The organism is Micromonospora sp. NPDC049366, assembly GCF_044466625.1.
In the GTDB taxonomy this organism is placed as follows: domain Bacteria; phylum Actinomycetota; class Actinomycetes; order Mycobacteriales; family Micromonosporaceae; genus Micromonospora.
Genome location: NZ_JBITMV010000020.1, coordinates 36,302 through 62,312 on the forward strand (window position 1 = coordinate 36,302; position 26,011 = coordinate 62,312).

Consider the following 26,011-nt stretch of genomic DNA (forward strand, 5'->3'; position numbering starts at 1 on the left):
TCGTTCTCCCTCGATGTCCCGGCTTCCACCGCGGCGGCGCGGACCTGCTGGCCCGCGCCCCACGGCGGTAGCCGGGACGGCTACTCGCTGGTCAGGGCCTGCTTGTCGGGCGCGTCCGGGGAGCCCTGGTAGAACTCGCGGCCCTTGAGGAACGCCTCCATCTCCGAGTGGACCTCGGCCCACGCCGTCCCGGCGATCTGGGACTTCTCCTGTGCCTCGGCGACCTTGCTGAGCAGGCCGGGCCCAAAGCCCATCTTCGCCAGCCGGCCCCGGAACGCCTCGCCGCCGCCGGTCGAGAAGCTGGTGTGGGCGTCGGCCGCGTGCTGCACGAACGCCATCGCGCTGGGCAGGCCGGTGACTTCACTGGTGGTCATGTCGGTGTTCTCCTTCGTGCTCGGGAAGAGCAGGATGACGGTGGCGTCCGGACGGGTGTCCGTCGCCTCGGAGTCGGACGGTGTGGGGTTGGTCTGCCGGGCCTCAGTGGGCACGGTCGTGATCGTGGACGAGGCGCTGGCTTGCTGGGCGAGGGTCATGGCCCGGCCCACCTCCATGCCCCTCCACCGGCGGTCATGGCTGTTGAGGGCCGACAGCGCGTCGCATGCCTGCTGCCATGCGCTGACGGCGTCCGGCGTGCAGGACGACGCATGGTCCAGGGCCCGGCGTGCCAGATCTGCGAGCTCGTCGAGATCGGCCCCGCACGTGGAACAGACGCCGCCGGATACACCGACTGCGAGCGGGTGGGGCCGAAGGGAGCTGCGCTGGACGCTGGCCGAGCAGCGCTCGCAGTTGCCGCGTGCGTCAGCCTCGGTCGGTTCTTCATCACTCGCGGTCGGCCCCGGCCCCGGGGCCGGCTTGCCGGCGGCGGCCGGCGTCGGAGCGACCGGCGTCGGCCGGGGGGGTCCGGACGGAGGGCTCGCGGGCCTTCCAGGCTTCTCCGGCGCAACGGTGGCCGCGACCTCGCTGGCGGTCTTCATCTGCTCGACCCGGGCCGGCTGGATCACGGCCGGCTTCGCATCGTTGGCGATCACGTCGAGCATGTCGTCGACCGGCCGGCCGTCGTGGCGCCGGTTGAGGGTGCGCCGCGCCCACCCGGCCAACTGCCGGAGCGTCTCCTTGCGGCTGGGCCGGGTGCCGTCCTGGCGTTCCTTGCGTGCCCGCTTGCGGTGGGCGTCCAGGTCCTCCCACAGGTCCTTCCACAGCTCGGAGAAGTAGCCCTTCGCACCCGGACGGGCCGGCTCGGTGGCCTCGGGGTTACCCCTCGCCTGCTCGGCACGGAACCGGGCCATCTTCAGCCGGTAGCGAGGGCTGTCTTTGCCCTGGCGGGCATACTCCAGCTCCTCGCGGTGCGTGAAGATCATCTTGGTGATGACGGCCGCGACGAACAGGATGATCTCGGGTCCCATGCGCTACCACCCCACCGCGATCGGGTCGGGCTGCTTCTTGATCGTCCGCTGCCCGAAGATGATCGACAGCGCCGCCACGGCCAGGGCGAGCCCGACGTAGTTGCTGGTACCCGCCCACTCCTTCAGCGGGTTGATCACGAAGTCGAGGGCCGCGTTCGTCCAGTCGGAGACGGTCCCGCTCAGCTTCCCGCCGTTGCTGGCGCTGGCGATGCTCGGCATGGCCATCCACGCACCGATGGCCAGGTAGTTGGGTCGCCAGTCCCGAAGCAGGTCGGCCACGAACAGGCCGAGCAGGATCACGAGACCGACCAGCGGCGTCCAGTCCCACGGGATGAACTCGATGAGCTTGCGCAGGGTCTCGCCGATGAACATCTTGGCCAGCAGCGGCCCCGCGAAGAAGGCCAGGACGAGGGACGTCCAGCACAGGAACGTCATGCCGGCCTGGCGGGTCTTGTCGATGAATGCCTTCACGGAAGGTCCTTTCAGAGGATCAGCCACAGCGCGAACTGCACCGTTGGCTTGACGACGTGGTCGGCCAGCCAGGCGACCGGGGGCAGGAAGCTGAGGAGCTTGACCGTGACCAGCACGACCAGGGCACGGGAGGGCACCTGCCACATCCACTCCCGCAGCCGGGAACGCAGGGCGACGGGGATCGCCACGCAGTAGCACCAGGCGACGCCGAGGTAGCGGCGGGCACCGCGGGTCCGGTTCGTGTACCGGGCCCGGTAGGCGTAGTCCTTGAGCTGCTCGACGCTGGGTCGCTGCTCGCGGAACACGTCCGGCGGCGTGAAGTTGGCCCGCGCCCGGGTGATCCAGACCCGGATCCAGCCCGATTTTCCGTCACTCTTGGTGATTGCAGACTGCAGAGCCTCGGGCTCCCCCGCCCAGGTTTCGCGCTCAGCGGGGGCACCCTCAGGGTCTGCAGTGCAGAGTGCAGAGTTACCGTCGGTGACATCCAGCGTCATCGGGCACCCCGCTCGGCCGCCGCCGCCGGCTGGCCCTCCCCCGCGTCGCCGGCCGCCCGCAGGCGGGCGAGGATCGCGCGGACGGCGGCCGGATCCGATGGCCGGCACGGGTCGTAGTCGGGGTCGATCCGGTCGGCGCGGTGCCGCAGGTACATCGCGAGGGCAAACAGCGCCACCAGCACGAGCACACAGGGCGTGAGCAGGGGAGATTCGAAGGTCATGGCCCCCTGCCAGACGGCGTAGATCCCGCCGGACGCGATGAGCACGACGGCCGCGAGGCAGGCCCACGCCCCGACGGCGGCCGGGTGCAGGGTCTGCAAGAAATGGGCCGCGACGACGGTGCCGTCGAGCACGTTGTGCCTGGTGGCGGCGGCCTCGCTGGTGGTGGCGGGGGTGCGGGGCCGGACGCGGTCGATGGACTGGGTCATGATGTGCGTACCTCCTGGTAGGGGGTGGCCCGGGGCGCGGCGCTGATCTGGTCGGTTGGTCCGCGCCCCGGACGCATGTTCGGGGGTCAGCTCCCAGTGGTGGCGAGGTCACCGGCGGGAGGGTTTTCGCTGGTCACAGCACTGTCGGCGTCGCTGCCGAAGCACTTGTCGTGCAGGCGCTTCGCGCAGCTGGCGAGGTGCTTGTTGGCCTTCTCCAGCAGCCGGGGACCGCGGCCGGAGAACCCGGCGCCGGTGATGCGGTTGATCTCGCGGGTGCCCCACTCGTACTCGGACTCGGGGTGCTCGACGAACATGTCGGCGAGGGACGCGTTGTCGGCGGCCTCGGACACCTGGCTACGGCCGGCCATCGGGGTGACGGTGCTCCGGCTGCTGCCGCTCCGGGTGGTGCTGCTCCGGCTGGCGCCGCTCCGGCGGTGCTCCGCCTTCGCCTGCTCCACCTGAAGCTGCTCCACCTGGCGGCGGTGCTCCGCCTCGATGTGCTCCACCTTCCGGTTGTGCTCCGCCTGGAGCTGCTCCATCTGGTGTCGCTGCTCCGCCTGGAGCTGCTCCGTCTGCTCCACCAGGGCGGCCCGCAGATGCTCCACCTCGCGGCGGTGCGCCGCCCGCGCCTGCTCCATCTGCTCGGCCCGCAGCCGCTCCGCACGCTCGTTCTGCTCCGCGAGGACGGCCCGGATGCCCTGCTGCTGCTCCGTGTTCAACTGCTGGAGCTGGCCAAGCTGCTCCGCCTGGAGCTGCTCCACCTCGCGGCCGTGCTCCACCCGGAGCTGCTCCACTCGCCGCTCGTGCTCCAGCTGGAGCTGCTCCATCTGTCGCTCTGCTCCAGCGCGGATCTGCTCCGCCATCTGCTCCGCCCGGACCCGCCGCTGCCGCTCCACCTCAGCCTCAGCCTTGATCCGCTCCGCCTCGTCGAGCAGTGCCCGCTTCTGGGTCTCGAGGACCTTCTCGTGCTCCGCCTGGATCTCGCCGAACCGGCGCTCCATCTCCTGACGCTCGGCGGCGGCGGCGCCCTTCTGCTCCGCCGCGACGGCGTGCAGCTCACGCACCCGGAGCCATGGCAGGAGCGGGTGCCACCACAGGCTGCCGCGCTCGGCCCGCTGCAGGTCGAGTTCCCGGCGCTTCTCGCGCTTCATGGCGCGGACATCTTCCAGGTTGGCGACGGCGTGCTTGACCGAGGCGAAGTAGCGGATCTGGTCGGTGCTGGCGTCGGCCGGCAGGTCCTCCGGCGGGTAGTTCTGCCAGGCGACCCACGCGCAGAAGGTGTTCGGCGTCATCGTGAACCAGCGCATGCCGAAGTGCGGCTTCTCGCGACGGACCTTGCCGGTGCCCTCGCCGAACTGGTCGAGGAACTCGTGGAACATCACCACGCCCAGGACGCTGAGCAGCGCGAGGTAGAAGCCGCCCAGCCAGGTGCCTTCGGGCAGGTTCACTTCGTGCACGAAGTTGATCAGGGCGGAAGCGAGGGATGCACCCCGGACCATGGAGTTGCAGCGGTCGGGCGAGCGCTCCGCCCTGATGGCGCGGAAGGCGAGGAAGCCGAACGCGATGGAGACGCCGTCCAGGGTGAGCGGCACCAGCAGCTCGGTGCCGTCGTGCCAGTGCAGGTCGTCTCGGGCGAAAGCAATGAGGCCCTTGAAGCTGCCGGCGAGAACGGCAAGCCAGAACAGCACCGCGGGGACCATCGCGGCGACGAGCAGAACGTCGCTCTTCTTGTCGCCCTTGCCGTTACGGGCAGCGAGCTGGCCGGCGATGTACATCTGGCGCTTGGCTCGCTGCCAGGTGAAGACCACCAGGAGTCCCAGTCCGGCGAGCAGGTAGGGCCACCAGGAGTCGGGGACGACGTCGACCAGGCCCAGGAGCCAGTCGAGCAGCTTCTCCACGACGTTTCGGTCGTCGGACGGCGTGGCAAGGGGCGAGCCGCCGCCAGGGGTCAGCCACGGCTCCGGCTCGGGGATGAGGCCCGGGAACTCGGTCATGCATCGGACTATGCCACAGGTTCCTCAGGTTTTCTAGCTTCCTCGGACTTCACAGCTTCCTCAGGTTTGTGCGAGCATGCTGAAGATGGGAAAGAGCCGTACAGGAGCGGGTGCCACATGGTGATCACCGCGTCTGCCATGCTGTGCAGACCTGCGATGAGCGATTGGAAGACGGGACGACGCATGGCCGATGACTCAGCACCCCTCACCACGGGCGCGGCGGCCTCGGCGCTCAACGTCTCGTCGTGGACCGTGATCGACTACGTGAAGCGGAACCTGCTCCGGGCAACCCGCACCGCCGGCGGGCATCGCCGCGTCTCATCCCAGTCCGTCGAGGACCTCCGCCGAGTGCTGGCCATCCGCGACGACTCCGAACGGGCGAAGGCTCTCGAAGACCTGCAGCGCCGCAACCACGCCGCCTCCAGCTAGCCACACACGCGCCGAGAGCGCGGACCGCCCGGTTGGCGCGTAGTGGCTTGATCAGACCGTCCGGCTGGCGACTGTCCATGCTGGTCCGTTCATCTCCTCGCTGACTCAATACGCCGCACCGGCCATGAATCCGTGCGCCATCTGCGACCCTTCCGTGCAACGCGTTGTAACGAGGTTCGCGTTACAGTAACGTCCGCTCTGCTACAAAGCGAGACACCTGAACGCTGAGAAGAGGATCCCGTGACCCAGAGCCAGATCGGCAACACCGCAGCCAGCACGCAGCGGCAGGTCAGCATCCTGCGCGTCGACGTGGACGCGACCGTGGCGCGCATCGTCCATTCAGCCGCAGGCCTCACGACCGGCGAGGGCACACGACGCCTCACCGCCGAACTGCAGCGCTACACCGAAGCACTGCTCACCGCCGCGCTCGGCCAGTACACGCCGATCGTCGACGGCGCCGGTAACCTGCTGTTCTTCCACCTGGAGTGCGCCTGGCCGCAGTGGGGAGACGGCAACCAGCCGCCTCGCGAGTGCCGCCGTTGTGCCGTCCCAACCGGCGCGTGGACGCCCGCGTACGCCCGGTCCAACGTGGAGGTACGCCGCGGCCGTCAGCCCCGGATCCCGGCGGAGCCGGCTCTCGTCGCCGCACTCCGGGGCGCGTTCAGTGACACCGACCTGGCCGTCCTCGCCGACGACCTGGACGGGTCACGTCGAGAACCGGTCCGGCGGCTCGTCGACGTCCTCACGACCGCCGCTGGAGCCCTGTGATGGGGCGGATGTCCGAGCGGATGCGCGTGTACCGGTTCGACAGCGCCTTCCTGCCCTACGCCGTGACCGCGGCCATCGGCCTTCCACACAGCGTCACCCACGCCGACCTGCTCATCGTCGCGCACACCAAGACCGACGCCGGGGCCCTCGCCGCCAGGCTCCGGATCAACCCCGGCAGCCGCCACCAGTTCCTGCGACTCGCCCGGCATCGGGAGGCCCACGCGCTGAGCAGAGCCCGGCTACGCGGCGAACCGGCTGTATTCGCGCTGGCCAGCATCGACCACGCCCACGACGGCTACCTGGTGCGCGTCGAGCAGGACAACACCGGAACCCGGGTCTGCCCCGTCCGGGAGCTGCGGATGCGTGACCGGGACGACGTCGAACTCGTGTCCTGACCGGCCCGCCGCCGTGATGGCCAGCCCCCTCCGGCGGGTCTGGCCTTCGCGGGGGCCAACCGGCCTGGGTACCCCTACGGAACCGAAGTGAGGAACCTGTGACCAGCAACCCGCCCGACGACGCTGTCGACACCGCCGTTCAGGGCGCCCGCCCCACAACCGACCTGTTCATCGCCTCCATCCGAGAGACGGTCGGCCAGATCCAGGCCCATGACCACCCCACCGGCGGTGACCTTTTCTGCCTCAACCTCACGAGCTTCCTCGGCTCCCGCATGGGTGCGGTCCTGAGTCGCCTCGACGACGCGCATGCAGAGCTGGCGAAGCTGAGGGACCGGAACACGGCGCTGGTCGACGAGTTCACCGCCGAGGCGCAGAGGCTCATGGCGACCATCGACGATCTGTCCACCGAACTGGCGACAGCCACGGCGACGATCACGACCTACACCGAGGCGAACGGCGATGCGGTCACGCTCGCATCGGAACTGGCCAAGACCCGCGCCGCCCTCAACCACGCCAACCGACTGCGCAGCAGCGCGGAGGCGGACCACCGGTCGGCCCAGAAGGCCAACATCGCGTTCGCCAACGAGGTGGCAGCTCTGCAGGGCGACAAGGTGGTGCCGGCATGACGACGTCCGGCACCGGCATCGGTGCGTTCGAGCCCGCCCCTGACGACGTCGTCCGCGACCTGCACCACCGCGCATTGGCGTTGCAGCCGCACGGTGCAGGGAAGGCGAAGCCGTCGCTGCAGGAGCTGGCGTATCTGGGTGCCAGGCTGGGCCCGGTCCTGTCCCGTCTTGCGCGGGTACAGGCCGAGCTTGCCGGAATGCGCGAAGAGCTGGAGCACACCCGGCCGGCCGCCGACGCGGCCGTGGCATGGACGGCGGCGTGCGAGAGCGTTGACGTGGAGTCCCGGCCGCTGGAGGACACGCTCTACGAGGCCGCGTGCGCGCTGAGGGCGTGGCGGGCTGTCACCGGCCGGGACGAGTCGGCGCAGGAGTGGCTGATCTGGTCGCGGGAGTGGAAGAGCTGGTGGGGCCCGGGCGGCAACGGCTACTTCGGGGACATCACCTGCGCGGGCCGCTTCAGCCGTGAGCAGGCCACCCAGATGGCCTTCGGTCGTAGTTGGCGCAGCGACACTGAGCCGCCTGAGGTGGTCATCCCGGCACCACCGGGTTACCTGCTGACCGTCCGCAAGCGGCTCGCCGCGTACGTGGACCGGCACATCGCCGAGGCGACGGCCGCGGCGGTGGCCGAGCGGCTCCAGGAGCGGAAGGTCGTAAGCCGGTGAACCGCCGCAGCATCCATACCGCCCGCATGGCTCGCTGGTGTGGGGGCTACCGGTGCGATCGGAAGATCGAGGCTGGGCAGCTGTACGTCCGCCACGTCGCCTTCCCGGGCGATGAGGGCTGGGAGGAGGGCACGGTCCCGTGGGTGATCCAGCAGTGCATCGGCTGCCTCACCGATGACCTGGCCTGGATTCGCAGCTACTACAAGGTGCCGGTCACCGTCGGGATGCCGTTCATCGACGGCACCCGCAGCGGCATCGTCGGCGGCGCCGCGGGCGGCAACTCCCTGTGCGTCTTCTTCAAGGGGGAGCCGCAGAAGGGCAAGCAGCTGGCGGTGCCGTTCCACCCGACCGACCACATCGTCTACGAGGACGGGCACGCCCGGACCACCCGTCCGGGCCGGCCGCGCAGCATCGTTACCGTCGAACTGGCGGGGGTGTCCTGACGTGCCGACCGACGTCGAATGGGCCGACGAGACGTGGAACCCGCTGCTGGGCTGCTTCCGCATCTCCGGCGGCTGCGACTTCTGCTACGCGATCCGCACGGCCAAGGTGCGGTCGGGCCACCCCAACCGGGCGGTCGCCGAGGCGTTCGCCGGCCTGGTGGAGCGGCGCAACGGCCGGCTCGACTGGACCGGCAAAATCAACCTGATGGAGGAGCGGCTCACCCAGCCGCTGCGGTGGCGCAAGCCCCGCAAGGTCTTCGTCAACGCGCTGTCCGACTTGTTCCACGACGCGGTTCCCGTCGAATTCATCGCCCGCGTGTTCGCCGTGATGGCCGCGACGCCGCAGCACACCTACCAGATCCTGACCAAGCGGCACGGCCGGATGCGGTCGCTGCTGCGCGACGAGTGCCAGTGCCACGCGTCCGGCACTCACTTCCGGTCGGCGATGGAGTGGGCAGCCACGCCCCACAGCCCGACGTACGTTCCGGGGCTGCGCTCGGGTCTGCACCACCGGATGACGTGGCCGCTGCCCAACGTGTGGATCGGTGTCTCGGTGGAGGACCAGAAAACCGCTGACCTGCGGATTCCGGCCCTGCTGGAGACCCCGGCCGCCGTGCGCTGGCTGTCGATGGAGCCCCTGATAGGGCCGGTCGACCTGTTCGGCGAGGCGGACGCGCACGGCCACCGCGGCTGGCCCACGCACTGGCTGACCGGGCGCCCGACCTGGGGAACCGAGGAGGCGCACCCGAACGGCATGGTGGGCCGCCCGCTTGAGGTCGCGCCCCGCGTCGACTGGGTGGTGGCGGGCGGTGAGTCCGGCCCGGGAGCGCGGCCGATGAAGTTGCAGTGGGCCCGCACAGTCCGCGACCAGTGCGTCACCGCCCAAGTTCCCTTCTTCTTCAAGCAGTGGGGTGCGTGGGTGCCGGTGTCGCAGATGCCTGAGGACACGTTCATGAGCTGGGACATCGCGCACGGCACCAGCGCCTACGACCGCGACCAGCCGTGGCGGGTGGGGAAGAAGGCCGCCGGCCGGCTGCTGGACGAGCGGATTTGGGACGAGTACCCCGCCGCCCTGACTGGGGTCGCTGCTGCCGGTGAGGCTGCGTGACGCCGGTTCTGGTGGACCCGACGTCCGTCAGCGTGCACGGCCACCTGGTCGTGCCGCTGGCGGACGTTGGCGCGCGCCGGCTGTTGCTGCCCGGGGACGTGGTGACCGTGAGGTGCCGTGAAACCGGTCGGATCGGAATTGCCCGCGTGGCGGTGCTGGCCCTTATCGTGCCCAGGCACATCCGCCTGGCCGTGACCTGGCCCCGGTACGCGAGGAGCCCCGTTGGAGACCGTCGAGCCGAAGGTAGAGCTGGTCGCGTGGACGCAGTTCCAGCCACCGGACGACGTGCCGTGGTCGACTGACGCAGATGGCGGGCAGGCCCTGGCCGAGTTCGCGGGCAGGGCCTGCTACCAGTCGTGGCGCAAGCCGAACCCAGCCACCGCCACCAACGCCGGCTACCTCGCGCACATCCTGGAGGTCGGCCACCTCTCGGTGCTGGAGCACGGCTCGGTGACCTTCTACTTCACCGGCGTGTCCCGGTCGTTCACCCATGAGCTGATCCGGCACCGGCACTTCTCGTACTCCCAACTGTCCCAGCGGTACGTACCCGAGCACGACGCCGCCATGGTCGAGCCCGACGTGATCGCCGCCGACCCTGACCTGCACCGGGTCTTCACCAGGGCCACCGATGCAGCAGTGACCGCCTACAACGAACTGCTGCATGGCCTGGAGCGCCGCGGTGACGGGCTCAACCACCGCCCGGGCCCCAACCCCGAGGCGTGCGCCATCTGCCAGGAGCAGTGGCCGTGCCGGATGGGCAGCTACAAGACCGCCGCGAAGAAGGCGGCTCGGCAGGCGGCCCGGGCGGTGCTGCCCAACGCCACCGAGACGCGGATCGTGGTCAGCGGCAACTACCGGGCGTGGCGGCACTTCATCGCGATGCGGGCCACCGAGCACGCCGACGTGGAGATCCGGGAGCTGGCCGTGGAGTGCCTGCGGCAGCTGCAGACGGCGGCGCCGAACGTCTTCGCCGACTTCGTCGTCACGCGGTTGCCGAACGGCACGGAAGTCGCGGCGAGCCCCCACGCCGAGGTGAGCTGAATGCTCGGCTCCGACGTCAACCTGCGCGAGGCGATCCAGCAGGGCGCGCTTTGGCTGGACCCCTTCGACGACGAGTTGATCCAGCCAGCCAGCATCGACGTGCGGCTGGACCGGTGGTTCCGGGTGTTCCGCGCCGACCTGTACGAGTTCATCGACCCGTCGCAGGAGCAACCCGAGCTCACCGAGATCGTCGAGGTGCCCGACGGGGATCCGTTCGTGCTCGCGCCCGGCCAGTTCGTGTTGGGTAGCACGTTGGAGACCGTGATGCTGGGGGACCAGGTCGCGGCGCGATTGGAGGGGAAAAGCAGCCTGGGGCGGCTCGGGGTGCGGAACCATTCCACCGCGGGGTTCATCGACCCGGGGTTCCGTGGGCACGTCACGCTGGAACTGTCCAACGACGCGCCCCTGCCGATCCGGTTGTGGCCCGGCATGCTGATCGGGCAGCTGTGCGTGTTCGCGCTGCACACCCGGGCGTCGCAGCCGTACGGGGCGAAGACGTTCGGCAGCCGCTACCAGGGCCAGTCGGGGCCCACCCCCTCACGGTCGTGGCAGGGATGGCGGACCTGGCCGACGCGGCGGGAGGCAGCGTGAGCCGGGGGTACACCACCCGCCTGGTGGGCGACGTCGTTTACCTGGAGGAGCTGCGCTACGGCCTGCGGCAGGACTTGGGATCGTATGCCGCCCAACGACTGGAGCTACGCGAGGTGCTCGACCAGATGGCCGTCGAGCTGACCACCTCGGTCCTCGCCGACAAGCTGCCAACCGAACAGGTCCGGCAGTACCGGCGGGAGCGGATCGAGACAGCACGGTTCGCGACCTGGTGGGACCACTTCAAGGCCACCTACCGCGAGCGGTGGTGGATGCGGTGGCGTCGGTGGCGCGTCGCGCAGCTCGTCGACGAGCACCTTCTGGAAGCCGTCGCGGTCGTCGACCTGCAGCGGTACTGGGCGTTCCCCCGCGCGGCAGTGCCCGCTCCGCAGCTCGGCGAGCCGGTCAGGGTGATGGTGTGGGACCGGATCGAGGAGCCCTCACAGCCGCTGATCAGCCGGCCTGTTCGCGGCTAGGCTGGCGCGGTGACCTGGGATCCCGCAAGCGCAGAGGGAGCCCACCTGTGCGCCGAGTGCGGCGTGATCGTGCTGCCCGCCGGGGCCGGGTGGGAGCACCCGGGCGCGCTGCGGGTGAAGTTCAGCCAGACGGTGTGCGGGTCCCCTCGGCCGGGCCGGCCGGCGAAGGACCGCGAGGTGCGGTACGGGCGCGGCAACGAGGTCAAGCAGGACAACGCCGTGCACGGCCAGGTCGACGACCAGCCGGCCGCCGGCGGACCGATCGTGGTGGCGTGCGACGGGTCGCTGAAGCGGAACCCTGACGGGCCGCCGTGGTGGCCGATCAGCTGGGGTTACGTGGCCACGAACGGCCAGTGGGGGCTCGGCTGGACCATCCAATCGGCAGGCGTGGTCGGCAATCGGGTGCTCGGCGCGGAACTGCGGGCGATCTTCTGGGCGCGGGAACGGCTGCCGTCCGGCCAGCCAATCGAGGTACTGACCGACTCGGCGGATGCTGTCGGACTCACCGAGCGGTGGCGGGGCGGGGACCTGGTGATGCCGCCCGGGTACAGCGTGGAGCGGCAGAGCGGGAACGAAGCGAAGATGCTGCTGCTCGCCCGCCGCGTCGCCTCAGCCCCCGACGCGTTCCAAGCGAGCTGGGTGCGGGCCGGCAGCGGGCATCCGCTGCACAGCGCCGCTGACGCCCTGGCGAAGACGGCCAGGCTGTGGGCGTTCAAGCAGATCAGCAAGGATCAGGCGAGGGTGGACGGTGCGCGGTTCGCGACCGGCGGTCTTGCCTCCTGGCAGCGGCGTTCCTCGAGAACCTGACCGCGCGCATAGGCGGCGTGGTCGCCCGGGCCGCCGGGTGTGAGGCCAGCGGCCCGGGCGGGTGGTCAGACGATGCCCGCGTACACGGCGGCGGCGAGCAGCGCACCCATCGCCGCCCCGGCGATAACCTGCAGGGCGGTGTGGGCGCGGAGGTAGACCCGGGACCAGCCGACGACCGCGACAATGAGAACGCCAGCGGCGAGCGGGGGACCGGCCAGCAGGGTCAGCACGGCGACCGCTCCAGCGGCTGTGGCCGCGTGTGCGCTCATCTTCCATGCCTGGTTCACCGCCGTGGTGGCCGCCAGCACGACCAGCATCACCGCGATCATCGCCACGAGGGGCCGCGGCGCGTCGAGTAGCCAGAACAACACGAGGCTGAGCGCGACTGAGGCGATGCCGACGAGGAGAACGCCCTTGCGTTGCTCGCGCTGGCTGATGTGGTGGTCGCTGACTCGGCCCGTGCGCTTGGCGTAGAGGATCGCCCCGAACGGGATGACGGCGGAGAACAGCGCGGCGAAGGCTCCCCAGCGGATCCCCGCGCCGACCGTGGGGGATGCGACCAGCGCGACAACGACGGGCATCGCGGCTGCCCACACCGCCGGCTGAAGTACCTCGGTTACCGCCTTCGCGACTCGGCTCACGCTGCCGGACGGCGCTGGGGCGCTCTGCTGCACGCTCACTTGTTGTCCCGTCCGAATCCGAGGTCGTCGAGGGTCCGCTCCACCCAACTGCGTCCCTCCTCGTGTGCTCGCTGGCGTTCGGCGAGGATCTGCGTGACCACCGGCGAGTGGTCGAACGCCTGCGCCACGCGGACGAGCCACTTCACCTCGCCGGTGAGGTTCTCGGCGCCCGGCTCGACATCACCGGTGTCGACGCGGTCCTCGCCGCGGGCCTTCGCGTCGAGGGCGACGGCCACCACGGCGGCTTCCACCACGGCCTGCAGCTCCGACCCGGACAGGCCGGCCTTCCGGCCGAGTTCGATTGCCCGGTTGGTGACGTGGCTGTCGAACCATGGGGTGAGCTGCAGGTATCCGTCGCGGATCTCCAGGACCCGCCGGGACACGCTGCGTCCGTCGCCCATCCAGCTTGCCGTCCACGCCGTCCATCGGCCCCAGAAGTTGCGTGATCGGGGGCGCCGCCGGGGGATCTCGGGGTGGGTTTGAACGATGGCGCGCCACAACGGCTCCATCAGTTCGCATTGGTGCGCGTCCTGTGCGCGGTGCAGGGCGGCGGTGCTGGCGTTAGCGGTGCCGGGCAGCACGGAGCCGATGACGATCAGCCCTATGCCGAGCAACTGGCAGATGGACGAGAACCTCGTCCAATCCCAGTCGAAGTCGACGCCGAAGAACTCCAGACATGCGACGGCGATGATGGTGAGCGAGTAGCCGAGTGCGACCAGCCCGCCGGCGGCGAACAGCCGTAGGCCGAGCCGGGTCACTGGCCGGTTGGTGATGCGGCGGCCGTAGCGCAGCGACAGCCGCGCCAGGTCGACGAGGGTGTAGGTGAGCATCAGCCCGAACACGATCATGTAGAGCGCGATCGGCCACCGGTGGGCGTAGGTGCTGAAGAACTCCTCGTTCGTTGCCGGCGCGCGGGCGATCACGAAGAGAGCGGCCATCACGGCCGTCGCGGCTACGGCGATCACCTGCCGCCCGTGCACGGCCTTGCGGGTGCTCTGCGGGGTGTGCGTCCAGTAGACGAGCATGCACAGGGCCGCGGTCGCCGCCCACATGGTCAGGGCGTGGGCGATGAGTCGGGCTACGTTCGGTACCCCCAGCAGGGCGTCCACTCCACTGCGGATGTCGGGAGTGAGGACCCCCAACGCCAGGGCGAGGCAAAGCAGCGCGACGCCCATCCACGTTCGTGATGGAACGCGGTTACCACCGCGCAGCGTATAGACGGTGTAGATGCCGGCGCAGAGCGCTGCGGAGGCTACGAGAACCACGAAGATCATCGTTAGGGGTGTCCGTCCCGAATGTGTCGATGACGCGGAGGAGTTCGTGCTCGACCGGCGGCGGTGCCGGGGGAGCGTCGGCGCGCAGGAGGATCGCCTCGGCGAGTTCGTCCGCCTCCTCCTCGTGCGCCGCGTTGTACGGGCTGATGCTGGCTCGGCCTTCGAGCTCTGCCATGTCCCGGGAGGGATGCTCCAGCCACATGTGCGCGATCTCGTGCAGCACGATCGCGGTCTGCTTGAACGGGCCGGAGCGGTTCGGGTAGGCGATGTAGTCGGCTCGGGGCGTGGCCACCCACAGCCCGTGCAGCGCGCTCCCGCCCAGGTCAACACCCAGCAGTTGGATGGGCCGCCCACGCTCGCGTGCGATCTGCGAGACCAGCGCGGTCAGGTCCCACGGGCTGGGTAGCGTCAACCCGGCAACCAGGTCGCTCGCGCGGTTGTCCAAGGCTCCCCGTTCCCTTCCCCCGGTGATCATGATCCCCGCCGCTGGTGAAGGCTACGTCGTCGGGCTCGGGCCGCCGTTCGTCTGGTCCTCGAAATCCTGGATCCGCTGCAGGACGAGCAGGAGCGCTTCCTTGATCCCGGTGATGTCTCCGCCGCCGACCGTGTTCGCGGCTAGGTGCTGCACGTTGAGGTCCGCCAGCCGGCGGCTCAGCTCGGTGTCGCCTGGTTCGGTAGGCGGCGCCTCGTCGGCCTGGAAGAAGTAGCTCGGGTCGACGCCGAAGAACTGGGCCAGGAGCGTGATCGTCTCGTAGGTGGGGCCCCGGCTACGGCTGCCCTTCGGGTGACGGAGGTTGTGCACCTGCTGCCGGGACATCCCGCAACGGGCTCCGACCTCGGAGTTCGGCCACTCCTTGCCGTCCGGCCGCCGCTTCTCCTCGAACAGCTTGTTGAGGCGCGCAGCGAACTGCTCATCCGGGTGTGTGCGGCCGTCGTCCATGACGGCGAAGCCTGCCACCCGAACGGCCCGTCCGTCAACTCCGCTAGACGATGCTGACAACCAGATGTCGATCGGGCTTGACGCGCCACGGATTGATCACATTATGCTCAGGCTCCTGTTCGAAGAGCACATGCGCACGGGGGTGTGTGGTGCGGCGTTCGGCGTGCGCGCCTGCACGAACGAACGATATCGCGCGAGCCGGCGCAGGTAGGAAGGACAACCATGCACGACGTTGGGCGAGAGACGCCCTCCTGGACGATCAGGATCAACCTGCGGGCGGCGGCCTTCGTGATCGCCGGACTGCTGGGGGTCACCGGGGGGATTCTCATGCTCTGGCTCGCAGTCCTGGCCGTGCGTGAGGCCGGACGCGTGATGACACTCGGGCTGTGGATGGTCGGCCTAACAGGGGCACTGCTGCTGTTGTCCGCCCTCACGATCTGCGGGCTCGTGGCCCTTGGGCGCCTGCTTTCGATCCGGCTCGCCTGCCACACCTCCGAGATGCTTGGCGAAATCCAGCAGTACGAGCGCCAGCTGCACGGCGAGGTGGAGTCATACCAGGCGGGCGTCGGGCGGACGCTGGAGATCTTCGGGCAGGCATTGCCCCGGCATCTGCCGCCGAACGTGCATCCGATCCGGCCCGACGCCGAGTTTGCCAACGCGAATTGACCGGCGTGGCGTCGGTCCCGGGCATCTGGACGGCCGGCCGTGCACCCAAGGTGCACCCACACAAGAAGTAACGCCCCTCCGGATGATCTCCGGAGGGGCGTTTCCCCTGGTAAACCGTGGTGCGCCCGAAGGGACTCGAACCCCTAACCTTCTGATCCGTAGTCAGATGCTCTATCCATTGAGCTACGGGCGCTCAGTGCTCGGCCAGTCTACACACCCGGCTTTCGCGCGGAGACTCCGGGATTCGAACCCGGGAGGGGCTTTAAAACCCCAACCGCATTAGCAGTGCGGCGCCATAGACCAGACTAGGCGAAGTCTCCTCGGTGGCCCGCAGACCACCGCGCCCGAGGATACAGGTCCCCACCCACCGGGAGCAAAGCGACTTCCCCCCGTACGCCCGTCCGCGCTCCCGCGCCCCGTGTTCCACGCTGTGCGCCGGGGTGATCGGGACTACGCTCCATCGATATGCAGGAGCAGCCCCAGAGCGAGCCGAGCCGCCGCGAGCCTGCTGAGAGGGCCCGGCGACGCTCCCCGAAGGCGACGTTCACGCCGCCGGCAGTGCCGTCGCAGGCCGCCGAGCCGGCCTCATCTCCCGCCGCCGATCGGCCGAAGCCCGCGCGCCGGGCGAAGGGCGCTCCGGCCGTGTTGTTCCGGCCACCCGACCCCGATGCCGACCAGCCGCTGCCCCGGCAGCCGGTCCCCGCCAGGCCGACCGGCGGGCCGGATGTGTCGTCGGCCACCCCGACGGACGCGGCACCGGCCGGGACGGGGACCGCCGCGACGGAGCCGGCCGTCCCGACGGAGCCGCCCGTCCCGCCCGGCCCGGCCGATCCGCCGGAGCAGGCCGACCCGGCGGAACAGAACGATCCGGCGGAACAGGCCCTCCCGGCCGGTGCGGGCACGAAGCCCGCGAAGAAGGCCGCGGCGAAGGCGGCGAAGAAGGCCGCGCCCGTGAGAGCGGCCACCCTGGCCAGGAAGCCGTCCACGCCGGTGAAGGCGGGCACCCCGGCCCAAAGCGCCGCACCGGCCCAGAGCGCCACGCCGGTCGGGGAAGCGACGCCGGTCGGGAAAGCCAGCCCGGCCAGGAAGGCGACCACGCCACGGAAGGCGAGCACCGCCGCCCCGAGGAGGGCGAGCCGCCCGGCGACGGTCGTCCCCGTCGCCGCGCCGGCCGACGCCCCACCCGTCGCCGTGGCCGCCGGAGCGGAGGCGACGCGCGTACCGTCGCCGCGCCCGGACGCGCGGGCGGTTGCCGCCGGGGTGCTCGACCACCCCGGGTACGCCCCGGAGCTGCTCGCCCTGGCCGCCGTCGACGCGCTCGGTCCCGGGGCGCGAGCGTGGGCCGAGCGGCTCCGTGCCACGTACCCGCAGGCGTCCCCGGACGGGCTGGCCCGGCTGGCCACCCGGCGGTTCGTGCGGCTGGCCGGGGCGGGTGGGGCCACCGCCGCGCTCGCCGGCGTGTTCGCGCCGGTCGCCGAGTTGGCCACCGTGCTGTGGACGCAGGCCAACCTGGTGCTGCACCTGGCGGCGGCGTACGGGCGGGACCCGGTCCACCCGGACCGCGCGGTCGAGCTGCTGGTGCTGACCCAGGTGCATCCGGACGAGGCGGGTGCGCGTACCGCGTTGGACGCGGCGCGGACGGCGGATGAGCCCACCGAGGGGCCCTGGCCCCGCGCGGCGGAGGCCGCCTGGCGGTTGGCGACCCCGCTGGCCGCGCAGGCCGGCGGCTGGTTCGCGCTGCGGCTGGCGTCGCGGCTGCTGCCGGGTGCGGCGGCGCTCGCGGCAGCGACCGGCGACGCCGCCGCGGCCGAGCGGCTCGCCGCCCGGGCGGTCGCGGCCTACCGGCCGACGCGTGCGAGTTGGCGAGGCGAGTGGCCGCAGTGAACGATTCCGGGTTTTGTGATGTCGGGGTGTTCGGCGACCGTCGTCACCCCGACGTCCACGAACCCGAGTGGATCACGTGGTCGGCCGGGGACCACGGGACCCGGGCGCGCCACCGGGCCGGCCACCGCCGTCAGAGCCAGTCGAACCAGGCCTTGGGCAGCAGCGCGTAGCCGACGAAGGCGACCACGTCGAGCAGGGTGTGCGCGACGATCAGCGGCATCACCCGCCGGGTGCGCAGGTAGAAGAGGCTGAACACGACGCCCATCACCGCGTTGCCCACGAAGGCGCCGAAGCCCTGGTAGAGGTGGTAGGAGCCGCGCAGGAGGGCGCTCGCCGCGATGATCGCGCCCACCCGCCACTGGAGTTGACGCAGCCGGGTGACCAGGTAGCCGACCACGATCACCTCCTCCAGCACGGCGTTCTGCACGGCGGCGAGGACGAGCACCGGCACGGCCCACCAGATGTCCGGCAGCGCGGCCGGGACCAGGGTGGCGTTGAGGCCGAGCTGGGCGGCCACCCAGACGAGGGCGAGGCCGGGCAGGCCGATCAGCGCCGCCAGGCCGGCGCCGCGGGCCAGGTCGCTGCCGGGCCGTCGGGCGTCCAGGCCGAGCGTCCGCGCCGGGTTGCCGGGGTCCCGGCTCAGCAGGTGTACGGCGAGCAGCACCGGCAGCAGCGCGAACACGATGCCGAGCAGCTGGTACGTGAGGTCGAGGTAGGGCCGGGACGACGCGGAGGTGTTCAACGCGGCGGTCTGCTTGGCGAGCCCGCCCTCGGCGGTGAGCTTCGCGATGATCGACACGACCGCGTAGACGGCCGACTGACCGAGGGAGAGGCCGAGGACCAGCAGAATCTCGGTCCCCAGCAGCCGGCGGGTCACCGGTCGGGTGAGCTCAAGGGTCACCGCACCACTCTGCCCGACGGAGGCGCCCCTCGGCACCGTCGAGGAGCCCTTGCGAGCCGATCGCACATTCTGTGCGACCGGTCGCCACTCTCCGTGGAGATTCTGTGATCGCCCCATTCGCCGTCAGGAGAAGGAGCGCGCCCATGGACAACTTCGCGCGACTGCTGAAGGAGAGCTGGACCCTGGTCGAGGAGCACCGGGAGCGGCTCAGCGGTCACTTCTACGCCCGACTCTTCCTGCTCGACCCCGACCTGCGGCAGCTCTTCCCGGTGCAGATGTCCGGTCAGGGTGACCGGCTGCTGGAAGCGATCATCACCGCGATCCACACCGTCGGCGACCCGGAGAGCTTCGACGAGTTCCTGCGCGCGCTCGGCCGGGACCACCGCAAGTACCACGTCGACGCCGAGCACTACGCGACGATGGGCGTCGCCCTGCTCGACGCGCTGCGCAGCATCGCCGGGGACGGCTGGAACCTGGAGTACGACCAGGCGTGGCGGGAGGCGTACGCGGCGATCTCGGAGAAGATGCTGGCCGGCGCGGCCGCCGACGAGAACCCGCCGTTCTGGCACGCGGAGGTGCTGACCCACGAGCGGCACGGCCCCGACACGGCGGTGCTGACCGTCCGCGCCCTGCAGCATCCGCTGCGCTGGAAGGCCGGCCAGTACCTGAGCCTGGAGGTGCCGCGGCACCACCCACGGGTGTGGCGCACGTACTCGGTGGCGAACGCCCCGAACGACGACAACGTGCTGGAGTTCCACGTACGGTCGCCGGGCGCGGGCTGGGTCTCCGGGGCGCTGGTGCGCCGGGTGAAGCCGGGTGACCTGCTGCGGCTGGCCGCGCCGATGGGCTCGATGACCCTGGACCGCGCGTCGGAGCGGGACATTCTCTGCGTGGCCGGCGGGGTGGGCCTGGCGCCGATCAAGGCGCTGGTGGAGGAGCTGACCAGTTACAACCGGACGCGCTGGGTGCACGTCTTCTACGGCGCCCGCCGGGCGTCGGACCTGTACGGGCTGGCCGGCCTGCGGGAGCTGGTCGCCGCGCATCCGTGGCTGTCGGTCACCCCGGCGTGCAGCGAGGACCCGGGCTTCGACGGCGAGCAGGGTGACATCGCCGACGTGGTCGGCCGGTACGGGCCGTGGACGACGCACGACTGCTACGTCTCCGGGTCGGCCCAGATGGTCCGCTCGACCCTGCGGGTGCTGGCCGCGGACGACGTCCCGCCGCCGCACATCCGCTACGACACGTTCGGCGATCTTTAGAGACTTTCCTCCCCCCGATCCGGGGCGCGTGCCCCTGCCCCCTGGGGCACGCGCCCCGGGCCCCCGTCCGGCCCGGCCCGTCGCCATCGCGGCGGGTCGGGCCGGTTCCGCGTCGGGCGGAACGGCCGTCCGGATGGTCAGTATCGCCAGGGGCGTCCGGTCTCGCGGTACTCCTCGACGGGCACCAGCGGCACCCCGGACGTCATCCGGTCGACGTAGAGCAGCCCGTCCAGGTGGTCGATCTCGTGGGCGACCAGGCGGGCCATGCCGTACTCGAACGACGTGATGATGCGGCTGCCGTCCCACTGGGCGTGCTCCACGTCGACGCGCAGCGGGCGGGGCACCAACCCACGGTGGTCGAAGAAGGAGAGGCAACCCTCGTACTGCTCGTCGGTGTCCGGTGAGACGTCCACGATCCGGGGGTTGAGCAGCACGACGGGCTCGGCGGCCCGGTCGGGCGGGCGGACGACGGCCGCCGCCCGGCCGATGCCGAGCTGCGGCGCGGCGATACCCACCCCCTTGCTGAACGGGTGCAGCTCGTCGAGGCGGACGAGCGCGGCGGAGAGCCGGTCGACCACGTCGCGGGCGACCGGTTCCTCGGCGGGCAGGTCGAACGGCAGCGCCGGCTGGTGCAGCAGGTCGGCGCCGCGCTGAACGACACCGGCGGCCCGCATCCGGTCGCTCGGCCGGATGCGGTCGTCGGACGCCCGCTCGTGCTCGGGCTCCGGTCGGCCCCGGAACCGCCACTGCATCCGGTAGCGCGCGTTGAGCGGCGGGTCGTCGGTCTGCCAGTCGAAGACGGCCCGGTCACCCTCGTCGTGCCGCTGCACGGGGGTGCGCAGCGGGCCCTCCTCCGCCGAGAGCGAGGTCTCCGCGCCCCAGACCTGCGGGTCGAGGGCGGCCGGCAGGTCCAGGCGTACGGCGAGCTGCCGGGTGGGCAGCCGCACCGCCCGCTGGAACCAGGGGCCCCACTTCTCGGCGCCGACCCGGTACGCGTACTCGATGGTGGCCCGGTCGCCGGGGTAGAGGGGGAAGCGCCGGTCGCCGTTCTCGAAGAGCAACCAGATCTCCTTGAACGCGTCTCGGTCGTGCTTGGCCCGCCAGTGCATCGGTTCCGGCTCACCGCCGCCGTCGTCCCGGTGGGCCCGCAGCTGGAGCTCGGCGAAGGTCAGCGGGTGTTCCCGGTGGTGCCGGTTGGAGCGGCCGGGGTCGCTGGGGTAACGGTCCACGGCCACCCGGACCAGGTAGCGGGTGACGGGTTCGGTGCCCGCGTTGTAGAGCTCCCGCCGGATGACGCACCGGTAGCCCTCGTCGGTGTGGGTGAGGCTGGCCAGTTCCCGCTCGACCACCAGGCCGGTGCCGGGGGGCAGCCACTGCCCGGGCTGGCGCAGTTCCCGGTGCGGATGGCCGTTGCGGGCCTGGCGGAGATCGTCGTACTCCCGGAAACGCTGCCAGATCGCGCCGCTGGCCTCCAGGACGGCCTCCGCGCGGCGGGCGAAGTCCTCGGTCGGTCGGTGCCGGCGCCCTTCGACGTGGCTGACGTACGACGGGTCGAAGCCCATGAGCACGGCCAACTGTTTCTTGGACAGCCCTCGCGCGCTGCGCTGGCGGGCGAGCTCGGTGGCGAAGGTGTCGGCAGCACGATCGAGGGGTGAGGTCGTCATCGGCTTCCTCGTGGCCGGGAGTATTCAGTTTCACGTTCCGTGGCCGAGCACACACGGATATGGCACCTTGCCGACACTCCGCTTGACAATCCACCGATGACCGTCGATTCTCCGCCGTCCCGTGGCGGCGCCCGGCGTTTCCCCCGAGCGGGCCGGGGTAACACCGGACGGGCGCGACCAGGGGTGATGTCGACGGCCGCCGGGCCACGAATGCCGGCCGCCAGGGTGATCCAGGCCTCCCGATCTCGGCGGGCACCGACCTTCCCCACCCCGGCAGAGTGTGGTTAGGCTAGCCTTAGCTCGACGGACGGTGCGGGGGACAGGGGATGATCCAGTGACAGCGGTGATGCCGGGGCGGGATCAGACCGCCGCGCCGCTGGCTCCGGTCACGGCCACCATGCGCGCCATGTTCGGCACCGACGACGTGCCCGGGCTCGCGCCGGGTCTGCTGGTCACCGACGAGTTCGGCTGGGCACCGGCCACCACGCTGGTCGACGGCACCCGCCTCCCCGAGTTCCTGCGCGCGGCCAGTCTCCGCTGGCGGGGCACCCCGCACGCCTGCGCGGCGCTGGCCTGGAAGTCGTACAGCTACTGGACCGCGCTGCCGGCGGTGCTGGGCTGGGCGTCCGCCCGCCGGGTCCCGCTGCTCGACCCCGCCGACGTGCTCCTCCACTTCGAGGACCACCGGCCGCTGGTCACGCTGGGGCTGCGCCGGTCGACCACCGTCGCGGTGCTGCCCAGCGACCCACTGGCCCTGTCCGGCGCTCCCGAGGTGCGGATCGTCGCCGGGGAGGCCGAGTTGCTCGCCGCGCTCCGCGCCTCCCTGCTCGACGCCCACCTCGCGCCGATGATCACCGCGATCCAGGCCGAGGTACGGGTGGGCACGCGTACGCTGCTCGGCTCGGTGGCCTCGGGCATGTCGCACGCGATCCTCCGCGCCGCGGACGCGCTGCCCGGCTCGTCGGTGGAGAGCATCGACACGCTGCTGCGCGCGCTCGACCTTCGGGACCTGGTGGAGTTGGAGCCGGGGCCGACCGGCGAGCCGACCGTGCAGCGCCGCACCTGCTGCCTCGCCTTCACGCTGCCCCAGCCGAAGGTCTGCCAGGGCTGCTGCGTCCGGCAGGGCTGACCCGCCGGCTCCCCCGCCGATCCGGTCAGTCGGTCAACGACCGGACGTCCCAGACCCACACCCCGCCGTCGAAGAACGGCCGGATACCGGTCAACTCGGTCGTCCCCCGCCGCAGCGCGTCGGCGTGCCGGTGCGGCCCGAGGATCACCACGCCCGCCCGCCAGAAGCGCAGATCGTCGACGGCGTTCACCCGGCTCTGCGGCGTGATCGGCGGCACCGCCCCGGTACGGCGGATCGTGTCGAAGAAGCTGCTGGTCGGGCGGAACGGGGCGGAGAAGAGCGCGACCCCGCGCTCCTTCGAACTCGGGCGCGTGTCCGGCCCGAGGAAGTAGCCGCGGGCCAGCGGCATGTCCAGTCGGGTGGCGGCCGACCAGCGCAGCGGCTCGGCGTAGTTGGTGTCGGGCAGCGGCAGGGTCACCACACTCCGCCCGCCCGACGTGTACGTGCGCCAGGCCCCGGACGTCACGAACTGCGGGATCGGGTCGAACCGGGTCGCCGGCAGCGGGGTGGGCAGGATCGGCAGCAGCGCCATTGTCAGCACGGTGATCGTCGCGAAGCGGATCTGCGGGCGGGCCACCGGGTGGCGGGCGGCGAGCGCCCGGGCGTGCTCCGCGCCGTACGCGAGCAGCAGCCCGATGATCGGGGTGATGGCCAGCGCCCACCGGGTGGGCACCACCGAGTGCAGGATCGGCAGGTCCTCCAGGGGGGCCCAGAGGCTCGGGATCCCGGTCTCCCGCCCGTCGAAGATCACCTCTCGGCCGAGGCTGAGGATCGCGAAGAGCAACCCGAGCGCGGCGAGGCCGAGCACCACCACGCTGCGCCGCAACCACCAGACCAGCGCGAACACCAGCACGACGAGCGCCCAGCCGAAGAAGCTGTTCTCCTCGGTCGGGTTCTTCGCCAGGTGCGCGGCGGTCCGCGGGTTGCCGGCCAGCGACTCCCGCGAGTACGCCACGAACGACGCCAGGTCGCTGGAGTAGCCCCGGATCAGCCGGGACAGCCCCTCGTACGCCCCCGGCCCGAAGAACTGCACGTAGAGCGGGTATGCGAGCAGCACGAACGCGACGGCGGCGGCGACGCCCAGTCCGGCGAGGAAGGTACGGGCGTGCCGTCGGGTCTCCCGCCGACCGATGGCGAGCGCGGCCACCACCACGCCCAGCCCGATCGCGGTCATCAGCAGGATCTCCAGGTTGAGGAACGCCTGCCAGACGATCACCAGGGCGAGCAGGACACCGTTGCGCAGCCACCGACCCGGTTCGGTGAGCCGCAGGGTCCGCCAGATGATCAGGGGGACCACGAACTGGGACACGATGTTGGGGTGGGCGTTGGCGTGCGACACCATCGCCGGCCCGAAGGCGCAGAAGGCGGCCCCGAGCCACGCCGGTCCCCGGGAGCGGACCAGCACCCGGGAGAGAAGGAAATACCAGGCCACGCCGGTGGCGATCATCCCGAAGGTGAGAAAGAGCAGGAACGAAGCGCGCGGACCGAACAACAGCGTGACCGGCGTCATTGGCAGGGAAACGGATAATACGGATGTATTAGCCATCAGATTGACGCCGTCGGGCACATTCATCTGATGCGAGGTGAATGGGTACGCGAAATGCGTGAGCACCCGGGCACCGTGCGCCATCATCCACTCGAACTGCGACTGATCGGACCGGTTGTCCCGTACCCCGTTGCGGGGGTCCAGCCAGAGGCGTGCGGTGACCCAGAAACCGAGCGCCACGAAGCTGAGCACGGCCAAGGCATCGACCTGTCGCCCGCGGCGTGAGCCGTCCCGGTCGGGCCCACTCTCCGGCGCCCCGGACCGGGGCGCGCCGGCGGGGAGGCCCGATTCAGGAGTAGTCATAACAATTCGCAGCGTAGTCAGCGTATGGCACCCACGTGACATGTTTCGGGGTATTGCCGTACCATGTGCCGGGTTCGCTGACCGCCGATCACGTGCCTCCCCCGACCGCTTTTCGGCCATCACCCCGATTCTTCTGCCATCCGCGCGGATGATTCACTCTGTCGGTCCAGGCGCGGGTCTGACTTCATACCGTGAGGAATCGACGCATGGCAGAAATCACTGGGGATCAGCGCGTCCAGTCCGAGGTCCTGGAGGGCCTCGCCACGGCGGTCAACCACCGCCGCTGGTTCGTGGAGCTGGCCGTGCCCTACCTCGGCGACAACCCCATCGAGATCGGCAGCGGGCTCGGCGACTACGCGCTGGAGTGGGCCGAGCGCCTGCCCCGCTTCACGGCCACGGAGGCGGACCCGGACCGGCTGCTCCAACTCAAGGAGCGGCTCATCGACCACGCCGGCATCGAGGTCCGGCAGATGCTGCTGCCGCACTCGGAGCGGGGCGAATACAGCGCCGCGGTCTCGTACAACGTGCTGGAGCACATCGACGACCACGTGGGCGCGCTGCGCAGCATGCGCGACCTGGTCCGGCCGGGCGGCGCGGTGATCATCATCGTGCCGGCGTTCCAGTTCGCGATGAGCCCGGCGGACATCGCCACCGGCCACGTACGCCGCTACACGAAGCGGACGCTCGCCGCGGCGATGACCGAGGCCGGGCTGACGGTGGAGACGATCCACTACGCGAACGCGCTCGGCCTGCTGGGCTACTTCATGGCGACCAAGGTCTTCCGGCTGATGCCGAAGGAGGGCCCGATGGTCAAGATCTACGACACCCTCGTGCTGCCGGCCACCAAGGCCGCCGAGCAGGTGGTCCGCCCACCGTTCGGCCAGTCCGTCTTCGCCGTGGCCCGAGTCCCCGCCTGACAGCCGTCCGCGTCTCCTTCCCCTTCCCCCTTCTCCTCTCCCGCGATCTTGCAGTTTCGGCCTCTGGTCTGCGGCCTTCGCCCCTTTCACCGGGGCACAAGTGCAAGATCGCGGGAGAAGGGGGTGGGGCATTACTCCTTGATCTGGTAGGTGGGGCGGATGACGGCCCGGGCCAGGGTGTGGAAGGTCAGGTTGAAGCCGACGTAGGCGGGGCTGGCGTCCGGGGTGACGTCGAGGCGGTCGACGTCCAGGGCGTGCACCGCGAAGACGTAGCGGTGCGGCCGGTCCCCGGCCGGCGGAGCGGCGCCGCCGTAGCTCTGCTCGCCGTAGTCGTTGCGGACGCAGAACGCCCCACCCAGGTCGGCGCCCGCGCCGCCGCCCACACCCGCGGGCAGCTGGGTCACCTGGGCCGGCACGTTGACCAGCACCCAGTGCCAGAAACCGCTGCCGGTGGGGGCGTCCGGGTCGTAGCAGGTCACCGTGAAGCTACGGGTCTCGGCCGGGAAGTCCGACCAGGTGAGCTGCGGGGAGACGTTCTCGCCGCCGACGCTGCCGTGCGCGTGCCGCACGTCCATCGGCTCGCCGTTCTGCACGTCGTCGCTGGTCAGCGTGAACGACGGCACGGTCGGCAGCAGCTCGTACGGGTCCGGGGCGATGGGGCGTTCGAGGGTCATCGGTACGCGTGTCCTTCCAGGTTCGCGCAGGGTTTCTTCGC

29 protein-coding genes and 2 tRNA genes are annotated in these 26,011 nt (G+C 70.9%); 16 read left to right on the plus strand and 15 right to left on the minus strand.

Annotated elements, in window-relative coordinates; translation table 11 throughout:
* Nucleotides 1-80 precede the first annotated feature (80 nt).
* From ACIBTV_RS25590 to ACIBTV_RS25610, 5 genes are all read right to left on the minus strand, one after another.
* Nucleotides 81-1,403 carry a hypothetical protein gene (locus ACIBTV_RS25590; RefSeq protein ID WP_396708851.1) on the minus strand — a complete coding sequence of 441 codons (1,323 nt, stop codon included), beginning with the start codon at nucleotides 1,401-1,403 and terminating at the stop codon, nucleotides 81-83.
* Between the two features lie 3 nt (nucleotides 1,404-1,406).
* The gene (locus ACIBTV_RS25595) at nucleotides 1,407-1,874 is read right to left on the minus strand and encodes a hypothetical protein (RefSeq protein ID WP_396708853.1); all 468 of its coding nucleotides are present in this window, start codon (nucleotides 1,872-1,874) and stop codon (nucleotides 1,407-1,409) included.
* Nucleotides 1,875-1,885: 11 nt separating this feature from the next.
* On the minus strand, nucleotides 1,886-2,368 hold the full coding sequence (locus ACIBTV_RS25600) for a hypothetical protein (RefSeq protein ID WP_396708855.1): 483 nt from the start codon (nucleotides 2,366-2,368) through the stop codon (nucleotides 1,886-1,888).
* The gene (locus ACIBTV_RS25605) at nucleotides 2,365-2,796 is read right to left on the minus strand and encodes a hypothetical protein (protein ID WP_396708857.1); all 432 of its coding nucleotides are present in this window, start codon (nucleotides 2,794-2,796) and stop codon (nucleotides 2,365-2,367) included. Before ACIBTV_RS25605 ends, ACIBTV_RS25600 begins: the two co-directional genes overlap by 4 nt.
* 86 nt (nucleotides 2,797-2,882) lie before the next feature.
* A complete protein-coding gene (locus ACIBTV_RS25610; RefSeq protein ID WP_396708858.1) occupies nucleotides 2,883-4,790 on the minus strand; it encodes a DUF2637 domain-containing protein in 1,908 nt (635 codons plus the stop codon).
* 117 nt (nucleotides 4,791-4,907) lie between these two features.
* Between ACIBTV_RS25610 and ACIBTV_RS25615 the strand changes: the two genes are divergently transcribed.
* The 11 genes from ACIBTV_RS25615 (at nucleotide 4,908) to ACIBTV_RS25665 (ending at nucleotide 12,133) form a co-directional block, all read left to right on the plus strand.
* Nucleotides 4,908-5,219: an excisionase family DNA-binding protein gene (locus tag ACIBTV_RS25615; protein WP_396708860.1), complete on the plus strand. Its 312-nt coding sequence runs from the start codon at nucleotides 4,908-4,910 to the stop codon at nucleotides 5,217-5,219.
* A gap of 240 nt (nucleotides 5,220-5,459) precedes the next feature.
* Complete coding sequence (locus tag ACIBTV_RS25620; RefSeq protein ID WP_396708862.1) at nucleotides 5,460-5,987, plus strand: hypothetical protein; 528 nt, start codon at nucleotides 5,460-5,462, stop codon at nucleotides 5,985-5,987.
* Nucleotides 5,988-5,995: 8 nt separating this feature from the next.
* Nucleotides 5,996-6,382, plus strand: a complete 387-nt coding sequence (locus tag ACIBTV_RS25625) for a hypothetical protein (protein WP_396708863.1) — start codon at nucleotides 5,996-5,998, stop codon at nucleotides 6,380-6,382.
* Between the two features lie 98 nt (nucleotides 6,383-6,480).
* The gene (locus ACIBTV_RS25630) at nucleotides 6,481-7,008 is read left to right on the plus strand and encodes a hypothetical protein (protein ID WP_396708865.1); all 528 of its coding nucleotides are present in this window, start codon (nucleotides 6,481-6,483) and stop codon (nucleotides 7,006-7,008) included.
* Complete coding sequence (locus tag ACIBTV_RS25635; protein ID WP_396708867.1) at nucleotides 7,005-7,670, plus strand: hypothetical protein; 666 nt, start codon at nucleotides 7,005-7,007, stop codon at nucleotides 7,668-7,670. Before ACIBTV_RS25630 ends, ACIBTV_RS25635 begins: the two co-directional genes overlap by 4 nt.
* Before the next feature lie 26 nt (nucleotides 7,671-7,696).
* On the plus strand, nucleotides 7,697-8,113 hold the full coding sequence (locus ACIBTV_RS25640; protein ID WP_396708868.1) for a hypothetical protein: 417 nt from the start codon (nucleotides 7,697-7,699) through the stop codon (nucleotides 8,111-8,113).
* Nucleotide 8,114: 1 nt separating this feature from the next.
* The gene (locus ACIBTV_RS25645; protein ID WP_396708870.1) at nucleotides 8,115-9,221 is read left to right on the plus strand and encodes a DUF5131 family protein; all 1,107 of its coding nucleotides are present in this window, start codon (nucleotides 8,115-8,117) and stop codon (nucleotides 9,219-9,221) included.
* A 222-nt stretch (nucleotides 9,222-9,443) separates the two neighbouring features.
* Nucleotides 9,444-10,262, plus strand: a complete 819-nt coding sequence (gene thyX, locus ACIBTV_RS25650) for an FAD-dependent thymidylate synthase (RefSeq protein WP_396708872.1) — start codon at nucleotides 9,444-9,446, stop codon at nucleotides 10,260-10,262.
* Nucleotides 10,263-10,853: a dCTP deaminase gene (dcd, locus tag ACIBTV_RS25655; RefSeq protein WP_396708874.1), complete on the plus strand. Its 591-nt coding sequence runs from the start codon at nucleotides 10,263-10,265 to the stop codon at nucleotides 10,851-10,853.
* On the plus strand, nucleotides 10,850-11,326 hold the full coding sequence (locus ACIBTV_RS25660; protein WP_396708876.1) for a hypothetical protein: 477 nt from the start codon (nucleotides 10,850-10,852) through the stop codon (nucleotides 11,324-11,326). The genes dcd and ACIBTV_RS25660 overlap by 4 nt, the downstream gene beginning before the upstream one ends.
* A gap of 9 nt (nucleotides 11,327-11,335) precedes the next feature.
* Nucleotides 11,336-12,133: an RNase H family protein gene (locus ACIBTV_RS25665; RefSeq protein WP_396708878.1), complete on the plus strand. Its 798-nt coding sequence runs from the start codon at nucleotides 11,336-11,338 to the stop codon at nucleotides 12,131-12,133.
* A 65-nt stretch (nucleotides 12,134-12,198) separates the two neighbouring features.
* Here ACIBTV_RS25665 and ACIBTV_RS25670 read toward each other — a convergent pair whose 3' ends face one another.
* The 4 genes from ACIBTV_RS25670 to ACIBTV_RS25685 all read right to left on the minus strand — a co-directional run bounded on the left by ACIBTV_RS25670 (nucleotide 12,199) and on the right by ACIBTV_RS25685 (nucleotide 15,027).
* Nucleotides 12,199-12,813 (minus strand): phosphatase PAP2 family protein, encoded by a 615-nt coding sequence (locus ACIBTV_RS25670; protein WP_396708880.1) that lies wholly within the window; start codon nucleotides 12,811-12,813, stop codon nucleotides 12,199-12,201.
* Complete coding sequence (locus ACIBTV_RS25675) at nucleotides 12,810-14,087, minus strand: MAB_1171c family putative transporter (RefSeq protein ID WP_396708882.1); 1,278 nt, start codon at nucleotides 14,085-14,087, stop codon at nucleotides 12,810-12,812. Before ACIBTV_RS25675 ends, ACIBTV_RS25670 begins: the two co-directional genes overlap by 4 nt.
* Nucleotides 14,011-14,499 carry a hypothetical protein gene (locus ACIBTV_RS25680; RefSeq protein ID WP_396708884.1) on the minus strand — a complete coding sequence of 163 codons (489 nt, stop codon included), beginning with the start codon at nucleotides 14,497-14,499 and terminating at the stop codon, nucleotides 14,011-14,013. Before ACIBTV_RS25680 ends, ACIBTV_RS25675 begins: the two co-directional genes overlap by 77 nt.
* An 84-nt stretch (nucleotides 14,500-14,583) precedes the next feature.
* Nucleotides 14,584-15,027 (minus strand): helix-turn-helix domain-containing protein, encoded by a 444-nt coding sequence (locus ACIBTV_RS25685; RefSeq protein WP_396708886.1) that lies wholly within the window; start codon nucleotides 15,025-15,027, stop codon nucleotides 14,584-14,586.
* Nucleotides 15,028-15,249: 222 nt separating this feature from the next.
* Here ACIBTV_RS25685 and ACIBTV_RS25690 point away from each other — a divergent pair, with 222 nt between their 5' ends.
* Nucleotides 15,250-15,693 carry a hypothetical protein gene (locus ACIBTV_RS25690; RefSeq protein WP_396708888.1) on the plus strand — a complete coding sequence of 148 codons (444 nt, stop codon included), beginning with the start codon at nucleotides 15,250-15,252 and terminating at the stop codon, nucleotides 15,691-15,693.
* 117 nt (nucleotides 15,694-15,810) lie between these two features.
* Here the strand turns inward: ACIBTV_RS25690 and ACIBTV_RS25695 are convergent.
* Nucleotides 15,811-15,886 (minus strand) — tRNA-Arg (locus tag ACIBTV_RS25695).
* Nucleotides 15,887-15,922: 36 nt separating this feature from the next.
* Nucleotides 15,923-16,013: transfer RNA gene (locus tag ACIBTV_RS25700), tRNA-Ser, on the minus strand.
* A 145-nt stretch (nucleotides 16,014-16,158) separates the two neighbouring features.
* Here ACIBTV_RS25700 and ACIBTV_RS25705 point away from each other — a divergent pair.
* Nucleotides 16,159-17,577, plus strand: coding sequence for a hypothetical protein (locus ACIBTV_RS25705; protein ID WP_396708890.1), 1,419 nt, complete (start codon nucleotides 16,159-16,161; stop codon nucleotides 17,575-17,577).
* A gap of 130 nt (nucleotides 17,578-17,707) precedes the next feature.
* Here ACIBTV_RS25705 and ACIBTV_RS25710 read toward each other — a convergent pair whose 3' ends face one another.
* A complete protein-coding gene (locus tag ACIBTV_RS25710) occupies nucleotides 17,708-18,478 on the minus strand; it encodes a CPBP family intramembrane glutamic endopeptidase (protein ID WP_396708892.1) in 771 nt (256 codons plus the stop codon).
* 143 nt (nucleotides 18,479-18,621) lie between these two features.
* Here ACIBTV_RS25710 and ACIBTV_RS25715 point away from each other — a divergent pair, with 143 nt between their 5' ends.
* Nucleotides 18,622-19,737 (plus strand): globin domain-containing protein, encoded by a 1,116-nt coding sequence (locus ACIBTV_RS25715; RefSeq protein WP_396708894.1) that lies wholly within the window; start codon nucleotides 18,622-18,624, stop codon nucleotides 19,735-19,737.
* Nucleotides 19,738-19,874: 137 nt separating this feature from the next.
* Here the strand turns inward: ACIBTV_RS25715 and ACIBTV_RS25720 are convergent, their stop codons facing one another.
* Nucleotides 19,875-21,401: a peptide deformylase gene (locus ACIBTV_RS25720; RefSeq protein WP_396708896.1), complete on the minus strand. Its 1,527-nt coding sequence runs from the start codon at nucleotides 21,399-21,401 to the stop codon at nucleotides 19,875-19,877.
* A gap of 346 nt (nucleotides 21,402-21,747) precedes the next feature.
* Between ACIBTV_RS25720 and ACIBTV_RS25725 the strand changes: the two genes are divergently transcribed.
* A complete protein-coding gene (locus ACIBTV_RS25725) occupies nucleotides 21,748-22,530 on the plus strand; it encodes an IucA/IucC family C-terminal-domain containing protein (RefSeq protein ID WP_396709013.1) in 783 nt (260 codons plus the stop codon).
* 25 nt (nucleotides 22,531-22,555) lie between these two features.
* Here the strand turns inward: ACIBTV_RS25725 and ACIBTV_RS25730 are convergent, their stop codons facing one another.
* Nucleotides 22,556-24,379 (minus strand): hypothetical protein, encoded by a 1,824-nt coding sequence (locus ACIBTV_RS25730; protein ID WP_396708898.1) that lies wholly within the window; start codon nucleotides 24,377-24,379, stop codon nucleotides 22,556-22,558.
* Nucleotides 24,380-24,585: 206 nt separating this feature from the next.
* Between ACIBTV_RS25730 and ACIBTV_RS25735 the strand changes: the two genes are divergently transcribed.
* Nucleotides 24,586-25,296 (plus strand): class I SAM-dependent methyltransferase, encoded by a 711-nt coding sequence (locus ACIBTV_RS25735; RefSeq protein WP_396708900.1) that lies wholly within the window; start codon nucleotides 24,586-24,588, stop codon nucleotides 25,294-25,296.
* A gap of 131 nt (nucleotides 25,297-25,427) precedes the next feature.
* On the opposite strand, the gene ACIBTV_RS25740 is transcribed toward ACIBTV_RS25735, so the two are convergent.
* A complete protein-coding gene (locus tag ACIBTV_RS25740) occupies nucleotides 25,428-25,970 on the minus strand; it encodes a YbhB/YbcL family Raf kinase inhibitor-like protein (RefSeq protein ID WP_396708902.1) in 543 nt (180 codons plus the stop codon).
* Nucleotides 25,971-26,011 lie beyond the last annotated feature (41 nt).